Genomic DNA, 13,424 nt, shown 5'->3' on the forward strand with positions numbered 1-13,424 from the left:
TTGTTGCCGCCTCTCGCGGCGGTACCAAAAAGGCGCATGTGAGGAAGAGTTGGTACGCATGAGGGCATGTGACGCATGGTCAGGAGGCGTGTCGGCAGACCGGTCGCCGGACACCGCGTCCGACGTCGCGCCGGACGTCATGCCTCGCGCGTACAACCCTGACGGGGGGAAGCGTGTCCAACAGGCGTGGCAGAGGTCATCAGCATCGCAACCGTCCCGAGGCGCGGCAGCGCCCCGGCACGCCCGCGTGCCGGCTCAACGGGCGGTATGCCGGTGATAGCCCCCTGGTCGGCCCCCGCCCCACGCAGATACCGCCCCAGCTCCCCGCCCAGGCGTCCTCGCGGCCCGGGGACGCTGACGAGGCGATGGCAGCGGGCACCACCGTCGACCACCTCACCGAGACCTACCGGGCCCACTACCGGTCGCTGCTCGGCCTCGCCGCCCTGCTTCTCGACGACACCGCCTCCTGCGAGGACGTCGTCCAGGAAGCCTTCATCCGCGTGCACTCCGCACGCGGCCGCGTCCGCGAGCCGGAGAAGACCCTCGCCTATCTGCGGCAGACTGTGGTCAATCTGTCCCGTTCCGCGCTCCGCCGCCGCATTCTCGGTCTGAAGCTGCTCTCCAAGCCGATGCCCGACATGGCGAGCGCGGAGGAGGGTGCGTACGAACAGCTGGAGCGCGACCAATTGATCAAAGCGATGCGTGGACTGCAGCGCCGCCAGCGTGAGGTCCTCGTCCTCCGCTACTTCGCCGACATGACCGAGGCCCAGGTCGCCGAGACCCTGGGCCTCTCGCTGGGCTCGGTGAAGGCCTACGGCTCCCGCGGGATCGCGGCGCTCCGGGTCGCCATGGAGGCGCCGGTATGAGCCACCAGCACCACGATCACGGCGACCAGGAACGCGACTACGGAGCCGGTGCCGGAGCCGATTACGGGCGCGGCTTCGGGCACCGGCTGCCGGGCGACGACGCCGACGGCCTGGACGACGGCAGCGGCGGCGGTACGGACACGGGCGCGGCCGCCGGCATCGGCACCGGCAGCGGCGCCGGCGTCGACGAGCAGGCGCTCCGACGGCTGCTGCAGGGCGCGGTCGGCGACCTCGAACCCTCCCCGGACGCGCTGGAGCACCTCCGGCGCGCCGTGCCGGCCCGGCGTACCCGCAAGCGGCAGGCCGTCGTGGGCGCCGCGGCCGCGGTGATCCTCGGCGCCACGGCCCTGCCCGTCCTCATCCACGTCGCGACGACCGGCGGCACCGCCGACGAGCGGTCCACCAACGCCGCCAGCAGCCGCCAGCGCTCCCACGACGACTACGCGAGCGGCACGCGCGGCACCACCGGCAAGGACGGCGACCGGCAGGGAAGCACCTCCGGCCCGGACGAGCACAAGGACGACAAGAAGGAGAAGGCCGAGCGGGACAAGAAGGACGGCAGCACCGCCGGCCCCGCGGGCACCACCGGCAGCACGCCGACCGCCACCGCACCCACCCTGGCCGCGTCCTCGCCCACCTGCGACCGCAACCAGCTCGGCAAGGGCACCGGCACCGTCGGCACCGCCGACAAGGACGGCCGGGTCTACGGCGCCTTCCGCGTCGTCAACGTCTCGGGAACGGTCTGCGCCGTGACCGCCGCCGGCGAGGTCGCCGTGCACGCGCAGGGCGGCGCCGAGAGCTCGCGCGTCTCCGTGGTGGACCACACGCCGGGCGACGCGGCCGTCGGCCTGCCCGACGCCGCCACCGAACCCAGCCAGGTGATCCTCAAGCCCGGCCAGGCCTACGAGATCCAGTTCGCCTGGATCCCGGCCGCCGACGGAGGCTCCAGCGGCTGCGCCCGCCCCAGCCGCCCCACCCCCAGCGCGCCGCCCACGCCGTCCACGGCCCCCGGCACCGGCCACCCCGCCGTGCTGGAGAACCAGCAGACGCGGGACAGCGCCAACGCCGCCGCCACCCAGGCACCCCGGCGAGCGTCACCCTGAGCCACACCCCGACGCGGGCGAACCCAAGGCCGCCGACGCCACCATCCCCGAAGCGTGCGCCGGCACCGTCTACCGCACGGGCCCTCGCCACGACCCCGGCGGCGTAGACGCCCCGGCGGTCCGGCGATCCGGCGACCAGATGACCCGGTGATCCAGGGGGCCTCCCCCGCCCCCGCCCCACCCTCCCCTCCCGCCCCGCCCCCGCGCGCACTCGGCCGACCTCACCCCGCCCCGCCCCCTGCCCGCCCCGGGGACGGTGTCCGGCGTCGTGCCCGTACCGTGGTGGTGTGTATCGGTTCCTGCTGACTCCCCGGTGGTGGGGGATCAACGTTTTCGCCGTGCTGGCCATCCCTGTGTGCCTGTTCATGGGCAGCTGGCAGCTCGGCCGTTTCGAGACGCGCGTCGACTCGCATCGCGATCAGCAGACCCAGGCCGACCAGGCCCGGACGGCGGACGCCGCCCCCCTGCGGGACCTGCTGCCGGTGAGCACCGAGACCTCGGGTCGCCAGGCCACCGCCGCCGGCCGCTACGACGCCGGGCACCAACTGCTCGTACCCGACCGTGACCTCGACGGCCGCGAGGGCTTCTACGTCCTGAGCCTGCTGCGTACCGACGGCGGCAAGGCGCTGCCCGTCGTCCGCGGCTGGCTGCCGGGCGACGCCCGCTCCCGGACCGACACCGCCAAGGTCCCAGCGCCGCCGTCCGGTGAGGTCACCGTGACCGGCGCCCTGCAGGCCTCGGAGAGCCCGTCGTCCAAGGGCGTACGGACCTCCGGCGGGGTGCCCGACGGCCAGCTCGGCGTGATCAGCGCCGCCTCGCTGGTCAACCTCGTGCCGTATGAGGTGTACGACGCGTGGATCACCGTGTCCAAGGCGTCGGGCCCCCTGACCGCGGTGCCTCCGGCCGCCGCCCCGAACAGCGGCCTCGACCTCAAGGCCTTCCAGAACCTCGGCTACACCGGTGAGTGGTTCGTCTTCGCCGGCTTCGTCCTGTTCATGTGGTTCCGGCTGTTCCGCCGTGAGGCCGAGGCGGCCCGCGATCTCGCGCTCGGCATCACCCCCGAGGAGCCCGGGAGCCCTGACGGTTCCGGGGGCCCAGATGACGCTCGGCAAAAGCGATCTCCTGCCGAAGCTGCTTGATCCGCTCCTCCACCACCAGCGAGCCGTGCCCCGCGTCGTAGCGGTACACCTCGTGGGGGTGGCCGCGCCCCTCCAGCCGCTCCACGTAGTTCTCGACCTGGCGTATCGGGCAGCGCGGGTCGTTCAGGCCGGCGGAGATGTACACCGGGGCGCGGACCTCGTCGACGTACGTCAGGGGTGACGAGGCGGCGTAGCGGTCCGGGACCTCCTCGGGGGTGCCGCCCAGCAGTGTGCGGTCCAGGGCCTTCAGTGCCTCCATCTCGTCGTGGTAGGCCGTCACGTAGTCCGCGACCGGCACCGCGGCCAGGCCCACCGCCCAGGCGTCGGGCTGGGTGCCCAGGCCCAGCAGGGTCAGGTAGCCGCCCCAGGAGCCGCCGGCCAGCACCAGGCGCTCGGGGTCGGCGAGCCCGGAGGCCACGGCCCACTCGCGCACCGCGCCGATGTCCTCCAGCTCGATGAGCCCGACGCGGTGCTTGAGCGCGTCGGTCCAGGCGCGCCCGTATCCCGTGGAGCCGCGGTAGTTGACGCGTATGACGGCGAAGCCGTGGTCGACCCATGCCGCCGGTCCGGCGGCGAAGGTGTCGCTGTCGTGCCAGGTCGGGCCGCCGTGGATGTCGAAGACCGTGGGGAACGGTCCTTCGCCCGCGGGCTTCTGCACCAGCGCGTGGATGGTGCCGCCCGGTCCTTCGACCCAGGCGTCGGTGACCGGCACCGAGTCGGGCGCCTGGGCTATGGCGTGGGGCGCGGCGGGTGCCGTCGGGGCGGTCAGGACGACGTGGCCCGTGGTGGAGCGCACCACCGGGGGTTTGGCGGCCGAGGACCACAGGAACTCCACGGTGCCGTCCGGCCGGGGCAGTGCTCCGGAGACGGTGCCCTGCGGGGTGTCGAGGCGGGTCAGCGTGCCGTCGGCCAGTTCGTACCGCCACAGTTCGCTGCGCGCCCGGTAGCTGTGGTCGATCAGCAGTGCGCCGCCGTCGGGGAACCAGTCGGCGTCCAGGTCGCCGGGCAGGTCGACGGTCAGCGGCGTTTCCTCGCCCGTGACCGGATTCCACAGCATCGGCTCCCAGCGGCCGTGCCGTTGGTGGCCGACGAGCAGCCGGGGGTCGCCGTCGACGGGCGCGAAGCCCATGACGGCCAGGCCCAGCTCCTGCGTGCCGCCGTGGGTGTCGTCGAGCTCCCCGATGGTGGTGCCGTCCGTGCGGACGACCCGGATCGCGGAGTGCATGGCGTCGCCGTGCTCGGTGTGCTCGATGGCGATCAGCGAGCCGTCGTGGGAGAAGGCGCCGACGCCGGCCGATTGCTGGTGGCGGTAGACCTCGACCGGTTCGCCGCCGGGGCGTACGACGTGGACGGTGGAGCCGCCCTTGTCGGTGGAGCGGCCGACGACGGCGGTGCCGTCGCGGCCGAGGGCCAGCCCGTCGGGGTAGGAGGGCTCGAGCCCCGGGGTGGCGGGTTCGTCCGGCCCGCCGTGGAACGGCTGGCGTACCCAGGTGCCGAACTCGTCGCCGTCGGTGTCGGCGAACCACCAGATCCACTCGCCGTCCGGGGAGAGCGCTCCGCCGGTCGTGCCGTTCGGCCGGTCGGTGACCTGCCGCTGCTCGCCCGTGGTCCGGTCCCAGGCGTACAGCTCGAAGGTGCCCGTCACGTTGGAGGTGAACAACGACCGGTCGGGAGCGTTCTTCGCCCACTTCGGCAGCCCCACCCGCGGCGCCCGGAAGCGCTTCTCCCAGTCGGGCACGCCCGCATCGCCCCGCAGGGCCCCGTTGCTCTCAGTCATGCCCCCCATTCTGCGCCGAGGGGCTGACTCGGTGGGGAGAGGAGCCGCGGGCTGTGGATTACTGGCCGGTTGTGCGTAACTCGCTCACCCCTCAGGGTGAGCGGGAGGGCCCGGCAGGCAACCGGGCCGGGCGTGATCAAGATCGCAGGTTGATTTGTGACGTTTGTCGTCACTATGACAACGGGGGTGGGGAGTGGAGTTGCGACACCTGGCGACCTTTCAGAAAGTCGCCGCCGTCATGAGCTTCACCAGAGCGGCTGCCGAGCTCAGCTACGCGCAGTCCAGCGTGACCGGCCAGATAAAAGCACTCGAGAGCTCGTTGCAGACGCAGCTCTTCGACCGGCTCGGGGGGAAGATCCAGCTCACGGACGCGGGTGTCCGGCTGCTGCCGTACGCGGAGCAGATCCTGGCCCTGGCCGAAGAGGCCCGCGCCGACGTGGCGGGGCTGCGCGAACCGGCGGGCACGCTGGTGATCGGCACCATGGAGAGCATCACCTCCTACCGCATGCCGCCCCTGCTCGAACTCTTTCACCATCGCTATCCGCGCGTGCAGTTGTCCCTGCGCCCGAGTCTGTGCGCCGAGACCTGCCAGGCACTCCGGCACGGGGTGTACGACCTGGGGTTCCTCATGGAACAGACCACCGGGCACCAGGGGCTGGAGACGGTGGTGCTGGCCCAGGAACGGCTGGTGCTCGTCGCGTCGCCGTCGTATCCGCTCGCCACCGAGCAGCGGGTGACGACCGAGGCGCTGCGGCAGGCGCAGGTCCTGGCCACGGAGGCGGGATGCGCGTATCGGGAGCTGTTCGAGGCCGAACTGAGCACGGGGGACGGGAATCCGGTCGGGTTCCTGGAGTTCGGCACGATCGAGGCGATCAAGCGGGGTGCCGCCGCCGGCCTGGGCGTGTGCCTGCTGCCGGAGATGACGGTGGCCGACGCGGTCCGCGCGGGCGAGCTGGTGATCCTGCCGTGGGAGGTGCCGTTCACCGTGTACACGCAGCTGGCGTGGCGGCAGGGCAAACGCCTCTCGCGTGAACTGCGGCTGTTCGTCGACGAGGCGATGCGGACCATGGCCGAGGAGAAGCGGCAGATGGTGTCCGCCTGACGCCGCTGGCGCTGATCGCGTCAGGCCGAGTGGAGCCGTCCCAGGGTGGTGGGGAGGTTCTCGTGGAGCTTCTGCGCGAGGTGTTCCGCCGCGGTCTCGTCCTCGGCGATGTGCGTGGTGACGCTGGAGCCGCTCAGTTCGGTCACCGGGATGCCGACGGACGGGCGGGCGGCAGGTCGTGCCGCCGGTGCAGCTGATCGAGGTTCGGGCAGCCGCCGATGACGGCGACGTACGGGCCGCTCTCCAGCCGTACGGAGTCGATGCCCTCGGCGTGGTAGACGCTGTGGGCGTGGTCGGCCGCGGCGGCGGTCCGGTGGTCGAGGACGACCGACCGCTTGTTGGCGATGACGCCCGACACGGGGCCGCCCTCGCCGTCGATCACCGTTCCGGTCGTGAAGGGCGCCTTGTCGAGCCGGCACACGATGGCGATGCCGTGCTTCTTGGCCAGCTGCACCGCCCCGCGGTGCGGCACCTTCGCCCCGTACAGGGACAGCGTGGCCGCGGTGTCGTACGAGACGCGCGGCAGCAGCCGGGTGCCTTCGACGACGTGGGGGTCGGCGCTGTGGATGCCGTCGACGTCGGAGTGGATCTCGCAGCGTTCGGCGCCGGTCGACGCCGCGACGAGCAGCGCCGTCAGGTCCGAGCTGTTCTTGCCCAGCCAGGTGGGGCGGCCGTGCTCGTCGACTGCCTGGCCGCCGGGTAGGACGACCACGTCGTGCTCGGCGAGCGCCCGCAGCACCGGTCCCGGGTCGTTCTCCTTGACCCGCGCCCATACGTACGTGCTGTCGGTGACGATCCCCAGCTGGTGTCCGGCCAGGACGGTGGCCCGACGGCCGGCGCGGTACAGGGCAGCCGTCAGCAGGTGGGCGCTGATGGTGTCGGCCATGGTGAGCAGGCCCGCGGTGGTGGCCTCCGCCGGGTAGGGGTCCACCTCGTGCAGTCGCCGCCGCAGCTCCTCCGTCTCGCCGGTCATCGCGCTGACGACCACGACCAGGGGGCCTTCGGCGTCCACGCGCCGGGCCAGGGCGTCCGCCAGCTCGTTGTACGACTCGGGGGAACGGAAGCTGGACCCGCCGAACTTCAGGACGGCGGCCGGGGCGGTCACAGCGTGCCCCGTGCGACGAGCGCCTCGGCGATCTGCAGGGCGTTGATCGCGGCACCGGTGGCTCCGACGAGGGCGATGCGGGGAACGGTGGCGCCGTCGACGAGAGTCATCGGTTGTTTCCGGCGGTGGTGGTCCGGCGGGGGACGCGGAGCTCGGCGGGGGCCGGGGCGGTGGAGCGGCGGGGCAGGATGCGCCAGCCGAGGTTGTTGCCCAGGCTGGCCGCGACGATCAGCGGGATGCCCAGAGCCTGCAGAAGGCTGACGTGGTGGCCGTAGACGGCCCAGTCGCACACCATGGCCACGACCGGGTAGACGAACGCCAGCACGGCGATCTTCGGGGTGGGCAGCTTCTGGTAGGCGGAGTACATCAGGACGTACATCAGGCAGGTGTGGATCAGGCCCAGGCCGGCCAGCCACGCCCAGCCGCCGCCCAGGTTCGAGGCCTCGCCGAAGTCGGCGAAGGGCAGCAGGAGCGGGATGCCCAGGAGGACCTGGACCAGGGCCACGAGGTGGGGGCGCACGCCGGTCACGCGCTTGGTGATGACGGTGGAGAAGCCGTAGAAGAGCGCGGCCAGCAGGGCGTAGCCGAGGCCGGTGAGGTAGGCGCTGCCGCTGCGGAGGTCGGAGAGGGACACCCCGGCCACGAGCACGAGTCCGACGAAGGCGACGGCCAGCCAGCCCAGCTTGTCGGCGGTGAGGCGGTCCTTGAAGAGCAGAGCGCCCAGCAGCACCACATAGAAGGGCTGTGTGTGGTAGACGACGGTGGCCACGGAGATGGACGTCGTCTCGTAGGACTGGAAGAGGAATGCCCAGTTGAAGACGATGAAGACGCCGCCCAGCGCGGCCAGGCCGAGCTTCTTGGGGGTGAAGCCGTGGTTCTTGAAGAAGCCGCGGACGAGGCAGTAGAGGCCGAGGGCCAGGGCGCCGAAGAGGCAGCGGAAGAAGACGACGTTGAAGGGCGAGGCGCCGGACTCGACGACGAAGATGCCGATGGTTCCGGAGAGCACCATGGCGAGCGTGAGCTCGATCGCTCCCTTCGTCTCTTGTTGAGACGGCGTGGGTGATGTGGACATGACAGAGCTCCTTCTGTGCGGGGGTGGGGGGAGAGAGGCGAGCGGGTGAGCGGCCAGTGCAGAAGGAAGGCGTAGTGCAGGCCCGCCATCGGTAGGTCCGACAGCAGGAAATCTACGGATGGGCGAAAATCCCCGTCCACGGTCCACTGGGGCGCTGTGCCGATGGCGCCCATCGGCTCAGCCGATGGGCGTGGGTCGCGGTGATACGAGGCGGCGACGGGAGGGTGATCGTCCCGCACAACGCATCAGGGCCGGTCTCCCGTGAAGGAGACCGGCCCTGATGCGTACTACGAAGTCGGGGTGGCGGGATTTGAACCCACGACCTCTTCGTCCCGAACGAAGCGCGCTGCCAAGCTGCGCTACACCCCGATGTGCGTCGTTTCCCTGATTTTCGCAGGTCCCCGGCGCAACGAGGTCTACTTTAGCGGACCGGAGCCAGGAGGCGAAATCCGATTCCGGGAGCGGTGCGGATGGGGGCGTACGCGGTCGAGGAGGACGAGGACGAGGGCCAGTGTGTAGAAGGCCAGGCCGAAGACGACGGCGTTGCCGAGGATGCCGGCGTAGCCGTGGAGGTCGACGTCCAGGAACGGGTACGGGTAGCGGCCCTCGGTGCCCGGGTCGAGGAGGGCGCCGCGGATCAGGGCGAAGGGGAGGTAGAGGAAGGGATAGGCCAGCCACTGCCCGGCGTGGCGCAGGAGGAAGCCGCCCGGGGCGGTGAGCACGAGCCAGTCGAGGGCGGCCGCGAGCGGGGTCACGGTGTGCAGGAGGTGGTTGGCGACCGACTCGAGGGGGGTGCGCTCGCTGGTCATGGCGAAGCCGCTGGAGTCGTTCGACAGGACGAAGTGGAACACCAGGCCCGTGATCGAGATGTAGAGCAGCGCGCCGCCCGTGATCCGCGGGGAGAGGGCCGGACGGCCGGTCCAGGCGCGGTGGGCGGACCAGGCGCAGGCGATCGCGAGCAGGAGGTTGGACTGGACCGTGAAGTAGCCGAAGAGCCGGCCCAGGTCGTCGGATTCGATCGTGTCCAGGGCGACGCCGGTGAGCGCCGCCAGGGCCACGAGCGCGCGCCAGGCCGCGGCGAAGGGACGGCGGCCCGTGGGGGCCGCCGTGGGCGCCGGGGCCGTCGCCGGTGGCGGGGCCGTCGCCGGGGCGTCCGGCGCCTCGGGCAGGTCGGGCCGCGGGGTGGTGGTGGGGGAAGCCGGGTCGGTCATCCCCCCACCGTACGTGCGGGCCCTGGGGAGCCCGGAGGCCCGGAGGTCAGTCGCGGGCGACGAGGGTGAGGAGGGTGGCCTCGGGGGGGCAGGCGAAGCGGACGGGGGTGTAGCGGTTGGTGCCGCAGCCCGCGGAGACGTGGAGGTAGGACCGGTGGCCGCCCGCGCGGTGGGTGGACAGGCCCTTCACCCGGTCGGTGTCGATGTCGCAGTTGGTGACCAGCGCGCCGTAGAAGGGGATGCACAGCTGGCCGCCGTGGGTGTGCCCGGCGAGGATCAGCGGGTAGCGGTCGGCGGTGAAGGCGTCCAGGACCCGCAGGTAGGGGGCGTGCACGACGGCGAGCGAGAAGTCGGCGTCCGGGCGGGGGCCGCCGGTGACGTGGGCGTAGCGGTCGCGCTTGATGTGCGGGTCGTCGAGGCCGGTGAGGGCGATCTCGATCCCGTCGATCTTGAGCGAGCCGCGCGCGTTGGTGAGGTTGACCCAGCCCGCGGCGTCGAAGCCGTCGCGCAGCTCCTCCCACGGGTTGTGGATCGCGCCGACGACGGGCTTGTTGCCGTTGAGGCCGTGCCGCTTGGTGGCCTTCTCGATCAGGTAGCGGGCGGGGTTGCGCAGCTTGGGCCCGTAGTAGTCGTTGGAGCCGAAGACGTACGCGCCGGGGAAGCGCATCAGGGGGCCGAGCGCGTCCAGCGTCTCGGGCACTCCCTCGGGGTCGGAGAGGTTGTCGCCGGTGTTGATGACGAAGTCCGGGCGGAGCCCGGCCAGCGACTGCAGCCAGCGCTGCTTCTTGCGCTGCCCGCCGACCATGTGGATGTCGGAGACCTGGAGCACCCGCAACGGCCGCATGCCGGGCGGCAGCACGGGGACGGTGACCCGCCGCAGCCGGAAGGAACGGACTTCGAAGCCGGCGGCATAGGCGAGGCCCGCCGCGCCGACGGCGGTGATTCCCAGGGGTACTCCGTATCGCGCACGCATGTCGCCCATCGTCGCAGACCGGCCGGGGTGCGCCGTCACGGGCCGGGGCGGGGGCGGGAGTTACGTCCGCACCGGGCGCCCGCACCGGGCGCCCGGCGGTTAATACGGGGCGCGCGCCGGGCCGGGATGCGAAGATTGCGGCATGACCACGCTGAAGTCCAAGCTCAAGGACGACCTCACGACCGCCATCAAGGCGCGCGACGAACTGCGCTCCTCCACCCTTCGCCTCACTCTCTCCGCCATCGGTTACGAGGAGACGGCGGGCAAGGCCGCTCGTGAGCTCTCGGACGACGAGGTGCTCAAGGTCATCACCCGCGAGGCCAAGAAGCGCCGCGAGGCCGCGGAGGCGTTCGACAAGGGCGGCCGGGCCGACTCCGCGGAGCGCGAGCGGGCCGAGGGCGAGGTGCTCGCCGAGTACCTGCCGAAGCAGCTGTCGGACGAGGAGCTCGACGCCATCGTCTCCGAGGCGGTGGCCGAGGCCCGGGCCGGCGGTGCCGAGGGGCCGAAGGCCATGGGAGCGGTCATGAAGATCGTGAACCCGAAGGTGTCGGGCCGGGCCGAGGGCGGCCGCGTGGCCGCCGCGGTGAAGCGCCTGCTCGCGGGCTGACCGCGGGCACCGTACGCCCGGCGCCGTACGCAACGGCACTGTATGTACGGAAAGCCACGCGCACGCGCGCGTACGCGAAAGGGGCGCCCGGACCGTCGTGGTCCGGGCGCCCCTTCGTCTTCGTTGCTTCGGCCGCCTGCGGGAGGCCGTGAGCCTCTCCGGCTGGCTACCCCTACTGCTCGCTTGCGCCGGTGATGCCGGGGATGGAGATCCCGTTGGGCAGCAGCGGGGCGGGGACGTCGGCCGGCTTGTTGCCGGGCTTGGCGTTGCCGGGCTTGTTCGTTCCCGGCTTGCCACCGCCGGGCTTGGCGGTGCCGGGCTTGCGCTGGCCGCGTCCGTTGTCGGGCTTGTTGCCGGAGCCCTTGTCGGAGCTCTTGTCGGCGCCCGCGATCGGGATGGTGTCGAAGGACGGGGCGTCCCGGCCGTCCAGGGCGCCGTTCATGGCGTCGCGCCAGATGGGACCGGGGGTGTCGGCGCCGTAGACCTTGTCGTGGTAGACGCCGCCGATGGTGATGCCCTCCATCTCGACCTTGTCGCCGGGGCCGCCGACCCAGACCGCGCCGGCCAGGTTCGGGGTGTAGCCGACGAACCAGGCCGCCCGCCGCTCGTCGGTCGTACCGGTCTTGCCCGCGCTGTCGCGGCCGCTGAGGCCGGCCTCCTTGCCCGTACCGTCCTCGACGACGCCCTGCAGCAGGGTGTTGACGGTGTCGGCGGTCTGCTCGGACATCGCCCGCGAGCACTTGGTCTTGGGGACGCGCAGCTTCTTGCCGTCGGGGCCGGTGGCCGACTCGACGAGGACGGGGGTGCAGTAGGTGCCCCGGTTGGCGAACGTCGCGTAGGCGGCGGCCATGGTGAGCGGGGACATGCCGTCCGAACCGCCGAGAGTCAGGGCGGGCAGCTGGTCGAGCTTGCCGCCGGCGGCGGGCTTCACGCCCATCTTCTCCGCCATCTTGACCACCGGGCAGAGGCCGATGTCACCGACCATCTGGACGAAGTAGGTGTTGACCGACTTCGCGATGGCCTCCTTCATGCCGTAGGGGCCGACCTCGCTGCGGTTCTCGTTGTTGACCGTCTCGCCGATGCTGTTCTTCCACGGCTTGCCGCACGTCTCGACCTCCTCCGGATACGGCATCCGGAACGGGGAGGAGTACGTCTTGTACGGCGACACGCCCTCCTCGAGGGCGGCCGCGGCGACGATCGGCTTGAACGTCGAGCCGACCTGGAAGCCGTAGGTGGAGCCGCCCATCGCCTTGTCGGCGGAGAGGTTGATCTGCGTCTGGTACTGGCCGAAGCCGTACGGGCGCGACTGGCCCATGCCGAGCACCTTGCCGCTGCCGGGCTGGACGATCGAGATGGCGGTGGCCACCTTGTCGTCCTGGTAGACGTGATCGGTGATCGACTTCTGGACGGACTTCTGCGTCTGCGGGTCGAGGGTGGTGCGGATGGTCATGCCGCCCTCGTTCCACCGCTTGGCGCGGGCCTCCTTGGTCTTGCCGAAGACCGGGTCGTTGAGGAAGGTCTCGCGCACGTAGTCGCAGAAGAAGCCCGCGCCGTCGACGGCGGTGATGCAGCCGCTCTTGGGCCGGCTGACGTTCAGCTTGATCGGCTTGGCCTGCTCGGCGGCGGCCTCGGCGGGCGTGATGTTCTTCAGCTCCGCCATGCGCGCCAGCACGGTGTTGCGCCGCTTGGTGGCCTCCTTGGGGGCCAGCACGGGGTTGTAGCGGCTGGGCGACTGGACGATGCCGGCCAGCAGCGCGGACTCACCGAGGGTGAGGTCCTTCGCGTGCTTGCTGAAGTAGCGCTGGGAGGCGGCCTCGACGCCGTAGGCCTGCTGCCCGAAGAAGGTGATGTTCAGATAGTTGTTGAGGATGCGCTCCTTGCCGAGCTCCTTCTCGACCTGGATCGCGAACTTCAGCTCCTTGACCTTGCGGCCGATGGTCTGCTGCGTGGCCACGGCGACCTTGTCGGGGTCGTCGCCGGCCTCCTCGACGAAGACGTTCTTGACGTACTGCTGGGTGAGGGTGGAGGCGCCTTCCGAGACGCCGCCGGACTGGGCGTTCTTGTTGACCGCGCGGAGCACGCCCTTGAGATCGACGGCGCCGTGCTCGTAGAAGCGCGAGTCCTCGATCGCGACGATCGCCTTCCGGATGTACGGCGAGATCTCGTTCAGCGGCACCACGGTGCGGTCGCGGGAGTAGACCTTGGCTATCTCGCCGCCCTCCGAGTCGAGGATGGTGGTGCGCTGGCTGAGCGGCGGCGTCTTGAGGTTGGCGGGGATCTCGTCGAATCCTTCCACCGTCCCCTTGGCCACCAGGCCGAACGCACCGATGCCCGGCAGGGCGAGACCCGCCAGCACTACTCCCGAGAGCACGCTGACGCCAAGGAATTTCGCGGCCTGCTGGGTCGCCGTGGGACCCCTGCCGGAGCGCTTCGTAGCCATGAGGCGAAGCCTACGTTCTCATTCGGCGG

11 protein-coding genes, 1 tRNA gene and 1 pseudogene are annotated in these 13,424 nt (G+C 71.4%); 5 read left to right on the forward strand and 8 right to left on the reverse strand.

Annotation, left to right across the window (positions count from 1 at the left end; translation table 11 throughout):
* Positions 1 to 267 precede the first annotated feature (267 nt).
* From J1792_RS07045 to J1792_RS07055, 3 genes and pseudogenes are all read left to right on the forward strand, one after another.
* Positions 268 to 866: pseudogene (locus tag J1792_RS07045) on the forward strand (SigE family RNA polymerase sigma factor).
* Positions 863 to 1,969 (forward strand): hypothetical protein, encoded by a 1,107-nt coding sequence (locus tag J1792_RS07050; RefSeq protein ID WP_207246841.1) that lies wholly within the window; start codon positions 863 to 865, stop codon positions 1,967 to 1,969. The pseudogene J1792_RS07045 and the gene J1792_RS07050 overlap by 4 nt, the downstream one beginning before the upstream one ends.
* A 287-nt stretch (positions 1,970 to 2,256) precedes the next feature.
* The gene (locus J1792_RS07055) at positions 2,257 to 3,108 is read left to right on the forward strand and encodes an SURF1 family protein (RefSeq protein WP_086567264.1); all 852 of its coding nucleotides are present in this window, start codon (positions 2,257 to 2,259) and stop codon (positions 3,106 to 3,108) included.
* Here J1792_RS07055 and J1792_RS07060 read toward each other — a convergent pair.
* Entirely contained in the window at positions 3,023 to 4,894 is a 1,872-nt protein-coding gene (locus tag J1792_RS07060; RefSeq protein ID WP_372446073.1) for a S9 family peptidase, read from the reverse strand. The two genes, J1792_RS07055 and J1792_RS07060, sit on opposite strands and share 86 nt — an antisense overlap.
* A gap of 184 nt (positions 4,895 to 5,078) precedes the next feature.
* On the opposite strand from J1792_RS07060, the gene J1792_RS07065 reads away from it, so the two are divergent.
* Entirely contained in the window at positions 5,079 to 5,987 is a 909-nt protein-coding gene (locus J1792_RS07065; protein WP_207246843.1) for a LysR family transcriptional regulator, read from the forward strand.
* 20 nt (positions 5,988 to 6,007) lie between these two features.
* On the opposite strand, the gene J1792_RS35010 is transcribed toward J1792_RS07065, so the two are convergent.
* The 6 genes from J1792_RS35010 to J1792_RS07090 form a co-directional block, all read right to left on the reverse strand.
* On the reverse strand, positions 6,008 to 6,133 hold the full coding sequence (locus J1792_RS35010) for a hypothetical protein (protein WP_278186205.1): 126 nt from the start codon (positions 6,131 to 6,133) through the stop codon (positions 6,008 to 6,010).
* A complete protein-coding gene (locus J1792_RS07070) occupies positions 6,130 to 7,092 on the reverse strand; it encodes an amino acid kinase family protein (protein ID WP_307842915.1) in 963 nt (320 codons plus the stop codon). Before J1792_RS07070 ends, J1792_RS35010 begins: the two co-directional genes overlap by 4 nt.
* 106 nt (positions 7,093 to 7,198) lie before the next feature.
* Entirely contained in the window at positions 7,199 to 8,164 is a 966-nt protein-coding gene (locus J1792_RS07075) for a DMT family transporter (protein ID WP_207246844.1), read from the reverse strand.
* A 295-nt stretch (positions 8,165 to 8,459) separates the two neighbouring features.
* Positions 8,460 to 8,533: transfer RNA gene (locus tag J1792_RS07080), tRNA-Pro, on the reverse strand.
* Between the two features lie 47 nt (positions 8,534 to 8,580).
* On the reverse strand, positions 8,581 to 9,375 hold the full coding sequence (locus J1792_RS07085; RefSeq protein ID WP_086565972.1) for a Pr6Pr family membrane protein: 795 nt from the start codon (positions 9,373 to 9,375) through the stop codon (positions 8,581 to 8,583).
* Between the two features lie 46 nt (positions 9,376 to 9,421).
* Complete coding sequence (locus J1792_RS07090) at positions 9,422 to 10,348, reverse strand: metallophosphoesterase (RefSeq protein WP_086565971.1); 927 nt, start codon at positions 10,346 to 10,348, stop codon at positions 9,422 to 9,424.
* Positions 10,349 to 10,490: 142 nt separating this feature from the next.
* Here J1792_RS07090 and J1792_RS07095 point away from each other — a divergent pair, with 142 nt between their 5' ends.
* Positions 10,491 to 10,955 (forward strand): GatB/YqeY domain-containing protein, encoded by a 465-nt coding sequence (locus J1792_RS07095; RefSeq protein WP_086565970.1) that lies wholly within the window; start codon positions 10,491 to 10,493, stop codon positions 10,953 to 10,955.
* A gap of 172 nt (positions 10,956 to 11,127) precedes the next feature.
* On the opposite strand, the gene J1792_RS07100 is transcribed toward J1792_RS07095, so the two are convergent.
* Positions 11,128 to 13,395 (reverse strand): transglycosylase domain-containing protein, encoded by a 2,268-nt coding sequence (locus J1792_RS07100; RefSeq protein ID WP_207246845.1) that lies wholly within the window; start codon positions 13,393 to 13,395, stop codon positions 11,128 to 11,130.
* Positions 13,396 to 13,424: the final 29 nt, after the last annotated feature.

It is taken from the genome of Streptomyces triculaminicus (genome assembly GCF_017349075.1).
GTDB lineage: Bacteria > Actinomycetota > Actinomycetes > Streptomycetales > Streptomycetaceae > Streptomyces > Streptomyces triculaminicus.